At 62.7% G+C, this 14,520-nt stretch carries 11 protein-coding genes and 1 tRNA gene; 9 read left to right on the top strand and 3 right to left on the bottom strand.

Translation table 11 applies throughout. The annotated features are described in order from the left end of the window. The first annotated feature begins 16 nt into the window (after positions 1 to 16). The 4 genes from HHL25_RS01730 to HHL25_RS01715 all read left to right on the top strand — a co-directional run bounded on the left by HHL25_RS01730 (position 17) and on the right by HHL25_RS01715 (position 3,788). Positions 17 to 1,426 carry a circularly permuted type 2 ATP-grasp protein gene (locus tag HHL25_RS01730; RefSeq protein WP_169586655.1) on the top strand — a complete coding sequence of 470 codons (1,410 nt, stop codon included), beginning with the start codon at positions 17 to 19 and terminating at the stop codon, positions 1,424 to 1,426. Between the two features lie 9 nt (positions 1,427 to 1,435). After that, complete coding sequence (locus HHL25_RS01725; RefSeq protein ID WP_169586653.1) at positions 1,436 to 2,377, top strand: alpha-E domain-containing protein; 942 nt, start codon at positions 1,436 to 1,438, stop codon at positions 2,375 to 2,377. A 25-nt stretch (positions 2,378 to 2,402) separates the two neighbouring features. After that, a complete protein-coding gene (locus HHL25_RS01720; protein WP_169586651.1) occupies positions 2,403 to 3,227 on the top strand; it encodes a transglutaminase family protein in 825 nt (274 codons plus the stop codon). Positions 3,228 to 3,350: 123 nt separating this feature from the next. Next, entirely contained in the window at positions 3,351 to 3,788 is a 438-nt protein-coding gene (locus HHL25_RS01715; RefSeq protein ID WP_169586649.1) for a hypothetical protein, read from the top strand. A 6-nt stretch (positions 3,789 to 3,794) separates the two neighbouring features. Here HHL25_RS01715 and HHL25_RS01710 read toward each other — a convergent pair whose 3' ends face one another. Further along, positions 3,795 to 4,277 (bottom strand): MarR family winged helix-turn-helix transcriptional regulator, encoded by a 483-nt coding sequence (locus tag HHL25_RS01710; protein WP_169586647.1) that lies wholly within the window; start codon positions 4,275 to 4,277, stop codon positions 3,795 to 3,797. Positions 4,278 to 4,634: 357 nt separating this feature from the next. Here HHL25_RS01710 and HHL25_RS01705 point away from each other — a divergent pair. The 3 genes from HHL25_RS01705 (at position 4,635) to HHL25_RS01695 (ending at position 7,221) form a co-directional block, all read left to right on the top strand. Further along, positions 4,635 to 4,711 (top strand) — tRNA-Arg (locus HHL25_RS01705). Positions 4,712 to 4,899: 188 nt separating this feature from the next. Next, the gene (locus tag HHL25_RS01700) at positions 4,900 to 5,739 is read left to right on the top strand and encodes a hypothetical protein (protein WP_169586645.1); all 840 of its coding nucleotides are present in this window, start codon (positions 4,900 to 4,902) and stop codon (positions 5,737 to 5,739) included. A 507-nt stretch (positions 5,740 to 6,246) separates the two neighbouring features. Continuing rightward, a complete protein-coding gene (locus HHL25_RS01695) occupies positions 6,247 to 7,221 on the top strand; it encodes an NAD-dependent epimerase/dehydratase family protein (protein ID WP_169586644.1) in 975 nt (324 codons plus the stop codon). Between the two features lie 22 nt (positions 7,222 to 7,243). Here HHL25_RS01695 and HHL25_RS01690 read toward each other — a convergent pair whose 3' ends face one another. Beyond that, positions 7,244 to 8,161, bottom strand: coding sequence for an AraC family transcriptional regulator (locus tag HHL25_RS01690; RefSeq protein ID WP_169586642.1), 918 nt, complete (start codon positions 8,159 to 8,161; stop codon positions 7,244 to 7,246). Positions 8,162 to 8,261: 100 nt separating this feature from the next. Between HHL25_RS01690 and HHL25_RS01685 the strand changes: the two genes are divergently transcribed. Further along, a complete protein-coding gene (locus HHL25_RS01685; RefSeq protein ID WP_169586640.1) occupies positions 8,262 to 9,005 on the top strand; it encodes an SDR family oxidoreductase in 744 nt (247 codons plus the stop codon). Positions 9,006 to 9,194: 189 nt separating this feature from the next. Next, the gene (locus tag HHL25_RS01680; protein WP_169586638.1) at positions 9,195 to 9,491 is read left to right on the top strand and encodes an antibiotic biosynthesis monooxygenase; all 297 of its coding nucleotides are present in this window, start codon (positions 9,195 to 9,197) and stop codon (positions 9,489 to 9,491) included. 242 nt (positions 9,492 to 9,733) lie between these two features. Here the strand turns inward: HHL25_RS01680 and HHL25_RS01675 are convergent, their stop codons facing one another. Next, the gene (locus tag HHL25_RS01675; protein WP_169586636.1) at positions 9,734 to 14,053 is read right to left on the bottom strand and encodes a beta strand repeat-containing protein; all 4,320 of its coding nucleotides are present in this window, start codon (positions 14,051 to 14,053) and stop codon (positions 9,734 to 9,736) included. Positions 14,054 to 14,520 lie beyond the last annotated feature (467 nt).

Raw genomic sequence — 14,520 nt, 5'->3', positions numbered from 1 at the left:
ACAGGGGATGGCGCCGTTGGCATTTGATGAAATGATGAACGCGGACAGCAGTCCGCGCGTGCCCTACCAGAACTACCACGACTGGTACTCCCATCAGGATCCGGCCCGACTGATTGCAAAGTCCAGAGACGCGGAAAACATCTTCAGAAAGACCGGCATCACCTTCGCGGTCTATGGCCACGAGGACTCCTCCGAAAAGCTCATTCCCTTCGACATCATTCCGAGAATCATCTCCGGCCGGGAGTGGCGCCGCCTCGCCCAGGGGATCGAACAGCGCGTTCTCGCGCTCAACGCCTTCCTCGATGACATCTACCACAAGCAGGAGATCATCAAGGCCGGCCGCATTCCGCGCGAACTGATCGAGAAGAACGTCGCCTTCCTGCCGGAAATGATCGGTTTTCGCCCACCGGGCGGCGTCTATACCCACATCGTCGGCACCGACATCGTGCGCACCGGCGAAGACCAGTTCTACGTGCTGGAAGACAATGCCCGCACGCCCTCCGGCGTCAGCTACATGCTGGAAAACCGGGAAACCATGATGCAGATGTTCCCGGAGCTGTTCCAGCTCAACAAGGTGCAGCGCGTCGAGGACTACCCCTATCTGCTGCGCCAGTCGCTCGCCTCGCTCGCCCCTCCCGGCTGCAAGGGCAAGCCGCGCGTCGCGGTCCTGACCCCCGGCATCTACAACTCCGCCTATTACGAACACTCCTTCCTCGCCGACATGATGGGCGTGGAACTGGTCGAGGGTTCGGACCTCCGCGTCATCGACGGCAAGGTCAAGATGCGCACCACCCGCGGCTACGAGGCGATCGACGTGCTGTATCGCCGCGTCGACGACGACTTCCTCGACCCGCTGACCTTCCGCCCCGACAGCTGCCTCGGCGTGCCCGGCATCATGGACGTCTATCGCGCCGGCAACATCACCATCGCCAATGCCCCCGGCACCGGCATTTCCGACGACAAGGCGATCTATTCCTACATGCCAGAGATCGTCGAATTCTACACCGGCCGCAAGGCGCTTCTCGAAAACGTGCCGACCTGGCGCTGTTCCGAGGCCGACAGCCTGAAATACGTGCTGGAGCATCTGGAAGAACTGGTGGTCAAGGAAGTCCACGGTTCCGGCGGCTACGGCATGCTGGTCGGCCCGACCGCCTCGAAGAAGGAGCGCGCCACCTTCGCCGAAAAGCTGAAAGCCCGGCCGAACAACTACATCGCCCAGCCGACGCTCTCGCTCTCGACCGTGCCGATCCTGGTCAACAAGGGCATCGCGCCGCGCCACGTCGACCTTCGCCCTTACGTCCTCGTCTCCGACAAGGTGCAGATCATCCCCGGCGGGCTGACCCGCGTCGCCCTGAAACAGGGCTCGCTTGTGGTCAATTCCAGCCAGGGTGGCGGCACCAAGGACACATGGGTACTGGAGGACTGACGGATGGTCATGCTCGGAAGAACTGCCAACGGCCTCTACTGGATGTTCCGCTACATCGAGCGGGCCGAAAACATTGCCCGCCTCGTCGATGCGGGACTGCGCATGCAGCTGACCCGCAGCGCCGCCAATGACGACGACTGGGGCGCCGTGCTGATGAGCGCCGACGTGCGCGAGCCGTTTCTCGCAACCCATTCCAAGGTGACCGCCTCGGACGCCATCGACTTCCTGCTGCGCGACCTCGCCAATCCGTCGAGTGTGATGTCCTGCATCGAATCGGCGCGCAACAATGCCCGCATGGTGAGGACCGCTCTCACCCGGGAAACCTGGGAAGCCACCAACGAATGCTGGATCGAGCTCAAGCAGATGCTCGCCCGCAAGCTGAAATCGGCCGACCTGCCGGAGGTGATCGAGACGGTCAAGCGCCGCGCCGCCCTGATCCGCGGCGCCTTCCACGGCTCGATGCTCCGCAACGAGATCTACAACTTCGCCCGCATCGGCACCTTCATCGAGCGCGCCGACAACACCAGTCGCATCCTCGACGTGAAATACTATGTGCTGCTGCCGGCGATCACCCATGTCGGCTCCTCGCTCGACAACATGCAGTGGGAATCGATCCTGCGCTCGGTCTCCGCGCACCGCTCCTACCGCTGGATGTATGACGGCGAATACCGCGCCGCCAACATCGCCGACTTCCTGATCCTCAACGGCCAGATGCCGCGCTCGCTCGCCTATTCCTACGAGAAGATCGTCAGCAATCTCGGCTACATCGCCAAGGACTATGGCGAACGGCTGGCGGCCCACGACACGGCGGAAGCCGTGCAGAAGTCGCTGCATTCGACCACGGTCGGCCAGATCATGGACCAGGGACTGCACGAATTCCTCGACACCTTCATCGCCCGCAACAACAAGCTGGGCCAGGAAATCACCGAGGGCTATCGCTTCTACAGCTGAGGCGGGCGAGCACGGACAGAAGATCATGCGGCTGAAGATCACCCATACCACCCACTATCGCTACGAGGCGCCGGTCCTCTATTCGCTGCAGCGGCTGAGGCTGACGCCGCGAAGCGGCCCCGGCCAGCACGTGGTCAGCTGGAACATCACGGTCGACGGGGCAACCGTCGAGGCCGGCTTCAACGACCATTTCGGCAATCACATACACCTCGTCTCGACCGAAGGCGAAAGCCACGAGGTCTGCATCCAGGCCTGCGGCGAGGTCGTGACCGAGGATCTCGCCGGCGTCTACGGTCCGCATGTCGGCTTCACGCCGCTCTGGCTCTTCCTGCGCGACACGCCGCGGACCCGCGCGGGCAAGCTCGTCCGAGACGTCGTGAAAGACCTTTCCGGCGAGGACCCGCTGTCGCGCATGCACGACCTGATGGAGACGCTCCACAAGGCGATCGCCTATCGCCCGGGCAAGACCGACAGCGAGACCACCGCCGAACAGGCGCTGGAAGCCGGCCACGGCGTCTGCCAGGACCATGCCCATGCGATGATCGCGGCCGCCCGGACCATGGCGATCCCGGCCCGCTACGTCTCCGGCTATCTCAAGATGGACGACGCGGTCGAGCAGTCGGCAAGCCATGCCTGGGCCGAAGTCCACCTGCCCGGCCTCGGCTGGGTCGGCTTCGACGCGGCCAACAACCACTGCCCCGACGCGCGCTACGTGCGGATTGCGACCGGCCTCTGCTATGCTGACGCAGCCCCCGTTTCCGGCATGCGGATCGGCGCCGCCGGTGAGGACCTCCGGGTCAGCGTGGTGGTCGAATCCCGCAGCCAGAGCCAGTCGCAGAGCCAGAGTTGACCACGTCGGCCCCGGCCGGTACCCCTTGCTGCCTGCTACCCTCTCCGACCGGACGAATAGGGCCCCGCAAGCCCGGCACCACGTTGCCGTGCTCTTGTCGCCCCTCGATGCACGGAGCGGCGGATGCTTTTCGGGAAATCAATCTTTCAGTCGGTCGTCGAGCGTCTTGCCGAAGAGGCCGAGGATGAAGTGGAGGAGCCCGGACCGCCGGTCTATCGGGTCTCCGGCCTCTCCGCCGGCTTCGTCGCGGAGAGCATCGACCAAGCACCGGTCTCCGCCACTCTCATGGACGCCTATCTCGCCCTGATGCCGGACGAGCGCGCCGCGGTGAACGAACCGCCGGTGATCCCCACCCATCTGCTGCGCCTGACGATCGAGGAAATCGCTGAAGACCTCGGCATCACCGAAAGCGACGACCGGCAGAGCCTTGCCGAAAGGCGCCGCGCCTTTGCCCGCGACAATCACCCGGACCGTCATCCTGCGGATTTCCGCGACAAGGCGACCGCGCGCATGAAAATCGCCAACCTGCTGATCGACGAAGCCCTCAAGCGGCTCGGATAGCCGCGCTCAGTCGTAGAGACGGTCGAGCAGCGTAATCAGCTGGTCGCGAGCCTGACGGCCGCCAAGGCGGGCAAGAAGCCGCTCCTCGTGTTCCTGCCAGATCGGCATCAGTTCGTTGAGATAGGTCAGTCCGGCATCGGTGATGTGGAGCGACTGGACGCGACGGTCGAGTTCGGACTTTCGCCGCTCGACGAAGCCCTTGGCCTCCAGGCCGTCGACGATGGCGACGAAGTTGGCGCGCTGGATGCCGAGCGCCTCGGCCACTTCGCTCTGCTTGGCGCCCTGGTTGCGGGTGAGCAGCAGCAGCACGGCAAAGTCGGTCGGCCTGAGCCCCTTGGAGGAAAAGGCCTCGTTGAACGCCTGGAACACCGAAAGCTGCGCCCGCCGCAGACGATAGCCGACCGCATCCTCGATCATCGAATGATCGAGGCCGTCCGATGCCTCCGCCGGCTCCGCGATGCTGTCCGTCGGCATGTTATGGCTGTTCATGTTTCCGTTTCCCCCGAATCGGCGCGCCGCCTCTAGTTTTGCAGTGCGAAATCACCGAATTTCGCGCATCCTATTATACCATTGCCCCTGCCATACAAGGGATCCGGGCACCAACAACGACGAAAGTCGACCATTTCGACGCTCGTCGCCCACGGAAAACTCCAACCTTGCCTTCGCAGGTGCACAAGAGACATCGCCGAGCCTGTCCGCACAGATCGTTGATGCGCGGACGGACAGACAAAAGCAGCCCGCAAGCCTAGTCTCGCCGATTGCACATTTTCCGCATTGATGCGGATCAAAGTCTGCGCTATGACCGCCGAACAGCTCGCAGGCGAGTCACAGAACGCGCCGCCGGATGCACCCGTAGCTCAGCTGGATAGAGTGTTGGATTCCGATTCCAAAGGTCACAGGTTCGAATCCTGTCGGGTGCGCCAAGCTTTCATTTTTGCGTTCAAGATCAAAGAAAAGCTCTAGGGTTCGAAGACCTTAGCGGTATCCGTTTGCTACACATGTGTTCCGCACGAAGGTGTCACACTGATGGGGCGATTGAGCTTCATGCAGAGACGACGCTCTTTCTTGGTATGATTTTATTCTAGGAGACGATTTGAACGGAAAATGAACGATGAAATTACTTCTAGAGCACAAAAACAAAATTTATCGCTTTTTAGATATCCAGCAAGAATATGACGGATCTGTTTATGTCTCCGTCGACAGGAGCCCTCCGGAACAAGTCACTAAACTAACTCGAAGATCCGGCGAAACCTCATATTCGCCAATAGTGCAGCCAAAGGCACCTAGAAAGCTTTCGTACCACACCACCGGTAGAGTTAACTACCATGGGCTAATCTCAGTTCCCCCAAGCTTCTTTGAGCCTCTTGTGGACATTACGGCGCCGAATAGCGTGTTAGTCGTTTCAGTTCCATCCTGCTCTCTGTTGGACACGTTTGAGCAAACAATTGATCCTGCTGTCGATTGCCTTGTCCCAGTAGAGGGTTCAGACCGTTTCGAAGTAGGCGTAACGTTCACGCCCAATAACTTCGATGCCGCAGAAGGGGTTCGCTACGACTTCTCCGGTTTCGCGCTGTTCATCCACCCGGTGACACTTAATGTGCCAGCCCCCTCACCAGATCATTTTGTATATGCTGCTCCGCCCTCGCTCTTTCCACGACAGCGGATCGGCAAACACGAAGCAGAGCTGGCATATGTACAAGGAGATGGCGGCAATCAGATCGTGGTCGTCGGCCCAAATAGACTTGGTGTGTACACAATGTACTTCGCAGCGGTTATGAGGGCTGCGCCCCGTGTCAATGTAACCTTGACGAATGAACGCCTTCGATTCGAACTCATCGACAACCAGCGGCCACACAAGCTGACGTTTCGAATTCACGGGAAAGGCAACTTAATTCGAGCTACGGACCTCCGCCCATACATTAGATCGATCGAACTTGATGCAGAGCTATAGGCATCGACTAACCGTGCTGCGTGAAGACTCCATCGTGATAAGGTTTGATTAGGTCCACATTTGGGCCGCTTGGAGTCCACATCGCCAAACGCATGGACGGACGGAGGCTAGATTAAATTATTGAAATTGATATTTTTAGACTTATTCTTGGGATGGAATTGCGCCTATCACGCATGCCCGGTGCGCCATTTTCCATATGTCGAGGAAACATTTGCGAGCGTTGGTGCGGCGCGAAGGTAGCCTCGGCGCTGCTCGCCTGTGGTGCGTCTTCAAACCAACCTGACCGCCCGGAAGATCCACCGGGATCTTTTGTCGATGTGTGAACTTCGACGTGAAGCGCACCCGGCTGGGAGCGAAACCACAGTTCCCGTCTCGCTGGTAACCGGGAGCGGCCTGCAAGCCTTCCAGCTTCCTTCCACGCCGAGGCCAGCCGAAGACAATCAGAAATAGCACGGGAACCAACCGTGCCCGCCTGCGTTTTCCAGCATCTGGAAATGGAGGCTCTCTATGCGCGTTCTCGTCACTGGCGGCTCAGGATTCCTGGGGTCTGCTCTGATCCGCAGACTGCAAGAAAAAGGTCATGTCGCAATCGGCTTCAGCCGCAGACGGACGTCGAACGGAATCGTCGGCGACATCACCAACCCCGCCAGCATCTCGCAAGCAATCGAGGAATTCCAACCCGAGCTTGTCTACAATCTTGCGTCACAGACCGATCTTGCCGCCTTCGCCCCAGGCGCGACCTACGACGCGAACACCGTCGGGGTCTCGAACCTGGTACACGCCGTGGCGCAGAGCGGTAGCGTCAGGCGGGTCGTCTGGCTGTCATCGCAACTCGTCAACCGTCCGGGTTACATCCCCACCAGCGATGACGACTACGACCCGGTCGGCGAATACGGAATGAGCAAGATGGAAGGTGAGAACATCGTCCGCGCCAATGACGGAGGCGGGAAAGAGTGGGTTGTCATCCGCCCCACCACGGTCTGGGGACCCGGCATGAGCCCCCACTATCTCAGGCTGCTGTCGATGATCCAGAGAGGTCTCTATTTTCACGTCGGGCGCAATCCTGTCTACAAGTCGTATTCGTATATCGACAACCTGACCCACCAATTGGAGGGCCTGGGCACGGCAGACCCGGCACTTTTGCACCGAAGAACCCTCTATGCCGCCGACAGCCAGCCCATAGAACTGAGGGAATGGTGCGACGGTTTCGCACAACGGCTCGGCGCATCGATACCCACGTTGCCCAGGGCGATCGCAGTTTCCCTTGCCAAGGTCGGCGACATCGCGGCGTTCCTCGGGATGAGGAAGATGCCCCTCAACAGCACTCGCCTCGACAACATGCTGACGGAATACGTCTTCGATACCACGCCGATCGAGAAGATTTGCGGACCGAGCCGCATATCGAACCAGGAAGGCGTCAGACGTACTGCCGACTGGTGGCTGGCCCAGCGTCATCAGAACCCGGCCTCTAGGTCTGCCTGATGACGCCGATGGAGGCACGAAGTCAGCCGGCCGCCGAAGCCTCCCCCGTCCCGCGAACGTAGCGGCCGGGCGGTTGGCCGACATGGCGGCTGAAGGCGGTGCTGAAGGTGCTGGCCGATCCGTATCCGACCCTTTCTGCCACTTCCGCGATGTCGACATTCTCCCGGCGCAGCAGGTCCTTTGCCAGCGCCATGCGCCATGCCAGCAGATACTCCATCGGCGGCATGCCGACATGGCGGGTGAAGCGTTCGAAGAAGGTCGATCGCGAGAGAGCCGCCTCCTTGGCGAGCTCGGCCATCGTCCAGGCGCGAGCGGGGTCGGCATGCATCTGCCGGATCGCTTCCGCAAGCCGATGATCCGCCAGTCCACGCAGCAATCCCGCCGAAGCATGCGGCGTCTGGTTGAGCCTGAGCGCCTCGACGAGCAGGATCTCGACGAGGCGCGACAACACGAGGTCACGTCCCGGACGCTCGAGTGCCGCCTCCTCTATCAGGAACGCGACGAACGTCGACAGGCGCGAGACACCACGCACATGAACCTGTTCCGGCAGCAGTGACACCAGGAGATCGGCGTCCTCGCTGCCGAACACGAAGTAGCCGCCGAGCAACCGGACGCTCGGCGGCCCGTCCTGCCGGCCGTGGCGTACCTCACCCGTGGCGCGTGCGGCGACATGCGGATCGATGAAGTCCGGGACCACCTTCTCGAAGCCGGACATCGTGAACCCGGGCGTTTTCGGCAGAAGCACGAAGTCCCCCGCCTCAAGGGTCAGTTCCGCCTGACCGTCGACCGCCAGACGACAGCCCCCCTCGATCACCACGGCAAAGCTCGGATGGCCGAACTCACCATAGCGCACGCCCCAGCGCCCCGCCCCGCTGATGCCCTTGGTAAACACGGTCTGCGGGCGCAGGAGACCGATAACATCCGAAAGAGGATCAATCATGTTCGGACGATAACAAATCAATTGCGGACGTTCAATCGTAGAACGTCCGACAGTCAACCGTTAGTTTCGGCCCATAGACACACGTCAAAGGAGACGAACCATGAAGACCATCTTGATTACCGGCACCTCGTCGGGCTACGGCCTGGAAACCGCACGCCACTTCCTCGCCCGCCAGTGGAATGTCATTGCGACCATGCGGAACCCGAGGGAAGGCCTTCTGCCGGCCGCGCCGAACCTGCGCCTGCTTGCGCTCGACGTCACGGACGAAGACAGCATCGCCGCCGCCGTCGAGGCAGCGGGTCCGATCGACGTGCTGGTCAACAATGCCGGCATCGGCGTCGTCGGCGCTTTCGAAGCAACGCCGATGGCCCATGTACGGAAGATCTTTGAAACCAATACCTTCGGCACCATGGCCATGGCACAGGCCGTGATCCCCGGCATGCGCGAGCGTCGCTCGGGCGTGATTCTCAACGTCACGTCAAGCGTTACGCTGGCCCCCATGCCGCTCGCTGCCGCCTACACCGCGAGCAAGCAGGCGATCGAAGGCTTCACGGGCTCCCTCTCCCACGAACTCGCCCACTTCAACATCGGTGTGAAGCTGGTAGAGCCCGGATACGCTCCAACGACCCGGTTTGCCCAAAACACCTCGGTGCGCGTCGAAGATCTCATCCCCGAAGCATACGCCGACTTTGCTGCTCCCATCTTCACGGCGTTCGCGGAACCGGCGCTGACCACCCGCGAGACCGACGTCGCGGAGGCGGTCTGGGCCGCGGCGAACGACCTGACAGGAAAGCTCCATTTCCCGGCTGGCGCCGATGCCGTCGCGCTGGCCAGGGCGGCGTAGAATCCGACCCCGTCCTAGCATCCCGACGCGGCCGCCCGCTTTGCAGACTTCACTTCTGCTGAATTCTGCATTGTGCTAAATTAGCACAATGCAGAGCCCTTAAGCAGCCATACTCATGGTTCACTGCCCGACTCTTGGGGCTGCCGATCGTATGAATTCAAGTCACCACCCCACGGGCCGGAGGCAATAATGACCGCGTTCAACATCGTCCGCTTCAAGATCAAGCCGGGCATGGAGGAAACCTTTCTCGCCGCCCACAAAAACATCGCCGGCGATTGGGCCGGCCTGCGCCATGCCAACATCATCAGGACCGGCGAAGGCCGATACTGCATCGTCGCGGAATGGGACGACATGGACGTGCTCGCCGCCGCACGCCCCCTGATGATCGCCACGCTCGACACTTTTCGGGATGCGCTGATGGATCTCGGCGACGGGCTCGGCGTCACCGACGCCGTTTCGGGACCGGTCGTATTGGCGGCCAAGTAGCTTCACGCGCAGCGCCACCGCCAAGCCGGATTGGTCCATGGCCATGGCGCACGACGCAGATGGCCCTTCACGCGACCAAAGCCTCCCCCGCCGAGGTGGTTTCCCAGCCGGGAGATCGCATCCGTTCCCTTGGCCGCGATGAGGAGGCTTGCCCATATGAAAACGGCGCCCCTCGAAAGGGGCGCCGCGATTTCTGGTGTCGACGTCAGGTGACGCGGCGGCGGGTTACCCCGCCACCGGCATCAGATCGCCGAGTAGCGGGCGATGATGGCGGCGGTCTGCTCGTCGTTCATCGCCTGGACCTGCGAGGTCGTGAAAGCCTGGATCTGCGCGGTCGTCAGAGCCGCGATGTCACCGCTAGCCAGACCACCGATCGCCTTCGAGCTGATCGCCGCGATGTCGGCCGTCGAGAACAGTACCAGATCCGTCGTTGCCAGTGCGGCGATCGCATCCGAGTTGAGAGCCGCGACCTGCAGCGAGGTCAGAGCCTCGACCTGACCGGTGCTCATCGCATCGATCTGGGCCGTGGTCATCGCACCGACCGCCTTGACGGAGAGCGAAGCAACCTGGGCGGTGGTCAGGACCGCGACGTTTGCGGTGCTCAGCGATGCGACCTGGGTCGAGGTCAGCGCGGCAGCCTGGGCCGTGCTGAGGCCTGCGACCAGCGTGGTCGTCAGTGCGCCGACCTGGGTCGAGCTCAGCAGGGCAACCTGAGCGGAACTCAGACCTGCCAGCTGTGCCGTCGTCAGGGCTGCGACGTTCGCGGTCGACAGACCGGCGATGGCCTTTGTGCTGATCGCCGCGATATCCGTCGAGGCGAAGGTTGCCAGGTCATCCGTGCCGAGGGCGGCGATTGCCGCCGAACCCATGGCGCCGATCTGAGCCGTCGTGAGCGCACCAACCTGGGTGGTCGTCAGAGCGCCGACCTGGGCCGAGTTGAGGACGCCAACCTGAGCGGAGGTGAGACCCGCCATCTGCGCAGTGGTGAGCGCTGCGACATTCGCGGTGCTGAGAGCAGCAACCTGGCTCGTCGTCAGGAGACCGATCTGGGTCGAGGTCAGTGCGCCGAACTGGGTCGTCGTCAGGGCACCGATCTGGGTCGAGGTCAGAGCACCGATCTGCGTCGAGGTCAGGCCGCCGATCTGCGCCGTCGTCAGGGCAGCGACGTTCGTGGTCGACAGGGCAGCAAGTGCCTTGGCGCTGATCGCGGCGATATCCGTCGAGCTGAAGGTTGCCAGATCATCGGTGCCGAGCTGCGAGATCGCTGCCGAACCGAGGGCCGCAATCTGGGTCGTGCTCATCGCGTCGATCTGAGCCGTGCCGAGGGCAGCGAACTGGGTCGAGGACAGACCGGCGACCTGTGCGGTCGTCAGGGCCGCGACCTGTGCGGTGCTCAGAGCTGCGACGGCAGTGGTCGAAAGACCGGCGATCGCCTTGGCATTGATCGCAGCGATGTCCGCGGTCGAGAACAGGGCCAGATCGTCCGTGCCGAGCGCGGCCAGGTCTTCGGAACCGAGCGCGGCAACCTGTGCCGGGGTCAGCGCCTGGGCCTGAGCCGTGGTCAGAGCCGTGAACTGCGCGGTGGTCAGGGCGCCGACAGCCTTGGAGCTGAGAGCAGCAACCTGTGCAGTCGTCAGGACGGCGACATTGGCGGTGCTCAGAGCGGCAATCTGGGTCGAGCTGAGGGCTGCGACCTGCGTCGTGCTGAGGGCCGCGGCCAGCGTGGTCGTGAGTGCGCCGATCTGGGTCGAGCTCAGAGCTGCGACCTGTGCCGAGGTCAGGCCACCAAGCTGGGCAGTGGTGAGCGCTGCAACAGCGGCGGTCGAAAGACCGGCAAGAGCTTTGGAGTTGATCGCGGCGATATCGGCCGAGTCGAAGGTCGCGATGTCATCCGTGCCGAGAGCGGCGAGCGAGGTCGAGCTCAGGGTTGCAAGCTGACCGGTGGTCAATGCGGCAACCTGGGTCGTCGAAAGCGCACCGACCTGTGCAGAAGTCATGGCGCCCAAGGCCTTGGAGCTCAGTGCTGCGACCTGACCGGTGGTCAGAGCCGCAACTGCAGCAGTGCTGAATGCGGCAACCTGGGTCGAGGTCAGGGCAGCGACCTGCGTCGTGGTGAACGCGGCGACCTGGGTCGTCGTGAGAGCGGCAACCTGGGTCGATGTCAGGGCAGCAACCTGTGCCGAAGTCAGGGCCGCAACCTGGGTCGCATCGAAGGAACCGATGGCTGCGGTGGTGAGGCCAGCAATCGCCTTGGCGTTGAGGGCGGCGATATCGGTCGACGAGAACGTGTCGATATCGTCAGCCATCAGGGCGCCGAGCTGAACGGAGGTCAGTGCGGCGAGCTGCGTGGTGCCGAAACCATTGATCTGTCCGGTATTGAAGGTATCGATCTGGGTCGAGGTGAAACCGGAGATCGCCTTGGCGGTCAGGCTTCCGAGCTGCGTCGTCGTCATGTTCTGGAGCTGCGTGGTCGTGAGCGCAGCAGCCTGGGTCGAGGTCAGGGCCGCGACCTGCGTGGTCGTCAGAGCAGCCACCGCAGTGGTGGTGAGTGCCTGGATCTGGCCGGAGGTCAAAGCGGCAACCTGCGCGGAGCCAAGGCCCGCGAGCTGGGTGGACGTCAGCGTTGCCACGTTGGCGGTCGAGAGACCGACGATTGCCTTGGCGCTGATCGCGGCGAGATCTGTCGACGACAACGTAGCGACGTCGTCCGTGCCGAGGCTTGCGATTGCCGCAGAGCTCAGCGCACCGATCTGTGTGGAGCTGAAGGCCGCGAACTGCGTGGAGGTCAGGGCTCCGAACTGGGCCGACGTCAGGGCGGAGACCTGGCTGGTGGTCAGGACGGCAACCTGCGCGGTGGTTAGAGCTGCCACGGCTGCGGTCGAGAGACCGGCAACCGCCTTGGAATTGATCGCGGCGATATCGTCCGTCGAGAAGAGGGCGATGTCGTCCGTGCCGAGAGCGGCAAGGTCTTCGGAACCGAGTGCTGCGACTTGGGCCGGGCTCAGAGCCTGGGCCTGGGCCGTTGTCAGGGCACCGAACTGCGCGGTGGTCAGGGCGCCGACAGCCTTGGAGCTGAGAGCGGCAACCTGGGCAGTCGTCAGGACTGCGACGTTGGCCGTGCTGATGGCAGCGACCTGGGTGGAGCTGAGCGCGGCGACCTGGGTGGTGCTAAGTGCAGCAGCCTGCGTGGTCGTCAGCGCACCGATCTGCGCAGAGCTGAGAGCCGCGACCTGTGCCGAGCTCAGGCCACCGAGCTGAGCGGTGGAGAGGGCGGCAACGGCAGTGGTCGTGAGACCGGCAAGCGACTTGGCATTGATCGCCGCGATATCGGCCGAATCGAAGGTGGCGATATCGTCCGTGCCGAGAGCAGCGAGCGAAGTCGAGCTGAGGGTTGCGAGCTGACCGGTGGTCAGGGCTGCAACCTGGGTCGTCGACAGTGCGCCGACCTGGGCGGAGGTCAGTGCTGCGACTGCCTTGGAGCTCAGTGCACCAACCTGACCGGTGGTGAGAGCGGCGACGGCAGCGGTGCTGAGGCCGGCAACCTGGGTGGAGCTGAGAGCAGCGACCTGGGTCGTGCTGAGAGCCGCGACCTGCGTCGTGGTCATGGCGCCGAGCTGCGTCGAGGTCAGGGCACCGAGCTGCGCGGAGGTCAGACCGCCGACCTGGGCCGTGCTGAGTGCTGCAACAGTGGCGGTTGCGAGACCAGCAACAGCCTTCGCGCCGATGGCAGCAATCTCGGTTGCATCGAAGGTGGCGATGTCGTCCGTGCCGAGGGCACCGATAGCGGCAGAGCCGAGCGTGCCGATCTGGGCCGTCGTGAACCCGGCAACCTGCGTCGTCGACAGGGCGCCGATCTGGGCGGTCGTCAGAGCAGCGACTGCCTTGGAGCTGAGAGCGCCGATCTGGGCCGTCGTCAGGACGGCGACATTGGCGGTGGAGAGACCAGCAACCTGGGCCGAGCTGAGCGCTGCGACCTGGGCGGTCGAAAGGGCGGCGACCTGGGTGGTCGTCATGGCGCCAAGCTGGGTCGAGGTGAGGCCGGCGACCTGCGTCGAGGTCAGGCCGGCGAGCTGAGCGGTGGTCAGAGCCGCGACGTTCGCGGTCGAAAGGCCGGAAAGGGCCTTCGAGCTGATCGCTGCAAGGTCCGTCGACGAGAAGGTCGCGATATCATCGGTGCCGAGGGCCGAGAGGGCCGAGGAGCCGAGAGCGGCGAGCTGGGTCGTGGTGAGGGCTGCAATCTGCGTGGTCGTCAGGGTGCCGATCTGGGTAGACGAGAGGGCTGCGACCTGCGAGGTGCCCATTGCGCCAATCTTGGTGGCGTCGAGGACAGCGAGCTGGGTTGCGCTCAGACCGACAACCGCGCTTGCGGAGACGGCGCTGAACTGGGTGGAGCTGAGCGCAGCGAGATCGACCGTCTCAAGAGCGGCGACCTGCGTGGAGGAGAGCACCTTGATCTGGTCGGACGAAAGCGCCGCCATGTCTTCGGTGTCGAGAGCAACGATGGATGCCGTGGAAAGAGCTTTGACCTGGTTGGCGGTCAGTGAAGAAATGATCGAGACCATAAACGCGCGCCTTTAACGTTTGCGAATTGCAGATGTCATTCCCCTGCCGGCGCGAAACGAAAGGCTCCAGGGCCTTCCCCCGCGACCTCAGGTGCATCCTGCACCTGCTGGCGGTATTTACCCGTCGGACATGCCATCATTGGCTTCGACCATTCGGGCGTCCTGGCGGACACAAATAACATGAGGTGGAACATGGCTCGCGAGAGCCGAACGCGGGAAGGCATCATGCATTCAGAGCGCGAACAGGCTCTGATTCCTACGCTTGCGGCGATGAATATCCTGCCACAGCAAGACGTGATCACCAATATCTGCCCCGACACATTCAGATGTCGCAACTTCGGCAGATGACTTGCGCTGATGTTTGTCTGGAAGGTTCTAATTTTTGGTTAACGGCGGGTCCCGAGAGTTGTAAATTGAGATGTGCAATCGCAAGAATTATGCGTCGAGGACAAGACCGGTGCACAGTC

This window comes from Rhizobium terricola (assembly GCF_012927355.1).
In the GTDB taxonomy this organism is placed as follows: domain Bacteria; phylum Pseudomonadota; class Alphaproteobacteria; order Rhizobiales; family Rhizobiaceae; genus Allorhizobium; species Allorhizobium terricola.
This window is presented reverse-complemented; position numbering and strand designations above follow the sequence as displayed.

Bases quoted from the DNA above. Each gene is read 5' to 3' on its own strand.
- HHL25_RS01725 (WP_169586653.1), top strand. From the start codon at position 1,436: ATGCTCGGAAGAACTGCCAACGGCCTCTACTGGATGTTCCGCTACATC.
- HHL25_RS01720 (WP_169586651.1), top strand. From the start codon at position 2,403: ATGCGGCTGAAGATCACCCATACCACCCACTATCGCTACGAGGCGCCG.
- HHL25_RS01715 (WP_169586649.1), top strand. From the start codon at position 3,351: ATGCTTTTCGGGAAATCAATCTTTCAGTCGGTCGTCGAGCGTCTTGCC.
- HHL25_RS01710 (WP_169586647.1), bottom strand. From the start codon at position 4,277: ATGAACAGCCATAACATGCCGACGGACAGCATCGCGGAGCCGGCGGAG.
- HHL25_RS01700 (WP_169586645.1), top strand. From the start codon at position 4,900: ATGAAATTACTTCTAGAGCACAAAAACAAAATTTATCGCTTTTTAGAT.
- HHL25_RS01695 (WP_169586644.1), top strand. From the start codon at position 6,247: ATGCGCGTTCTCGTCACTGGCGGCTCAGGATTCCTGGGGTCTGCTCTG.
- HHL25_RS01690 (WP_169586642.1), bottom strand. From the start codon at position 8,161: ATGATTGATCCTCTTTCGGATGTTATCGGTCTCCTGCGCCCGCAGACC.
- HHL25_RS01685 (WP_169586640.1), top strand. From the start codon at position 8,262: ATGAAGACCATCTTGATTACCGGCACCTCGTCGGGCTACGGCCTGGAA.
- HHL25_RS01680 (WP_169586638.1), top strand. From the start codon at position 9,195: ATGACCGCGTTCAACATCGTCCGCTTCAAGATCAAGCCGGGCATGGAG.
- HHL25_RS01675 (WP_169586636.1), bottom strand. From the start codon at position 14,053: ATGGTCTCGATCATTTCTTCACTGACCGCCAACCAGGTCAAAGCTCTT.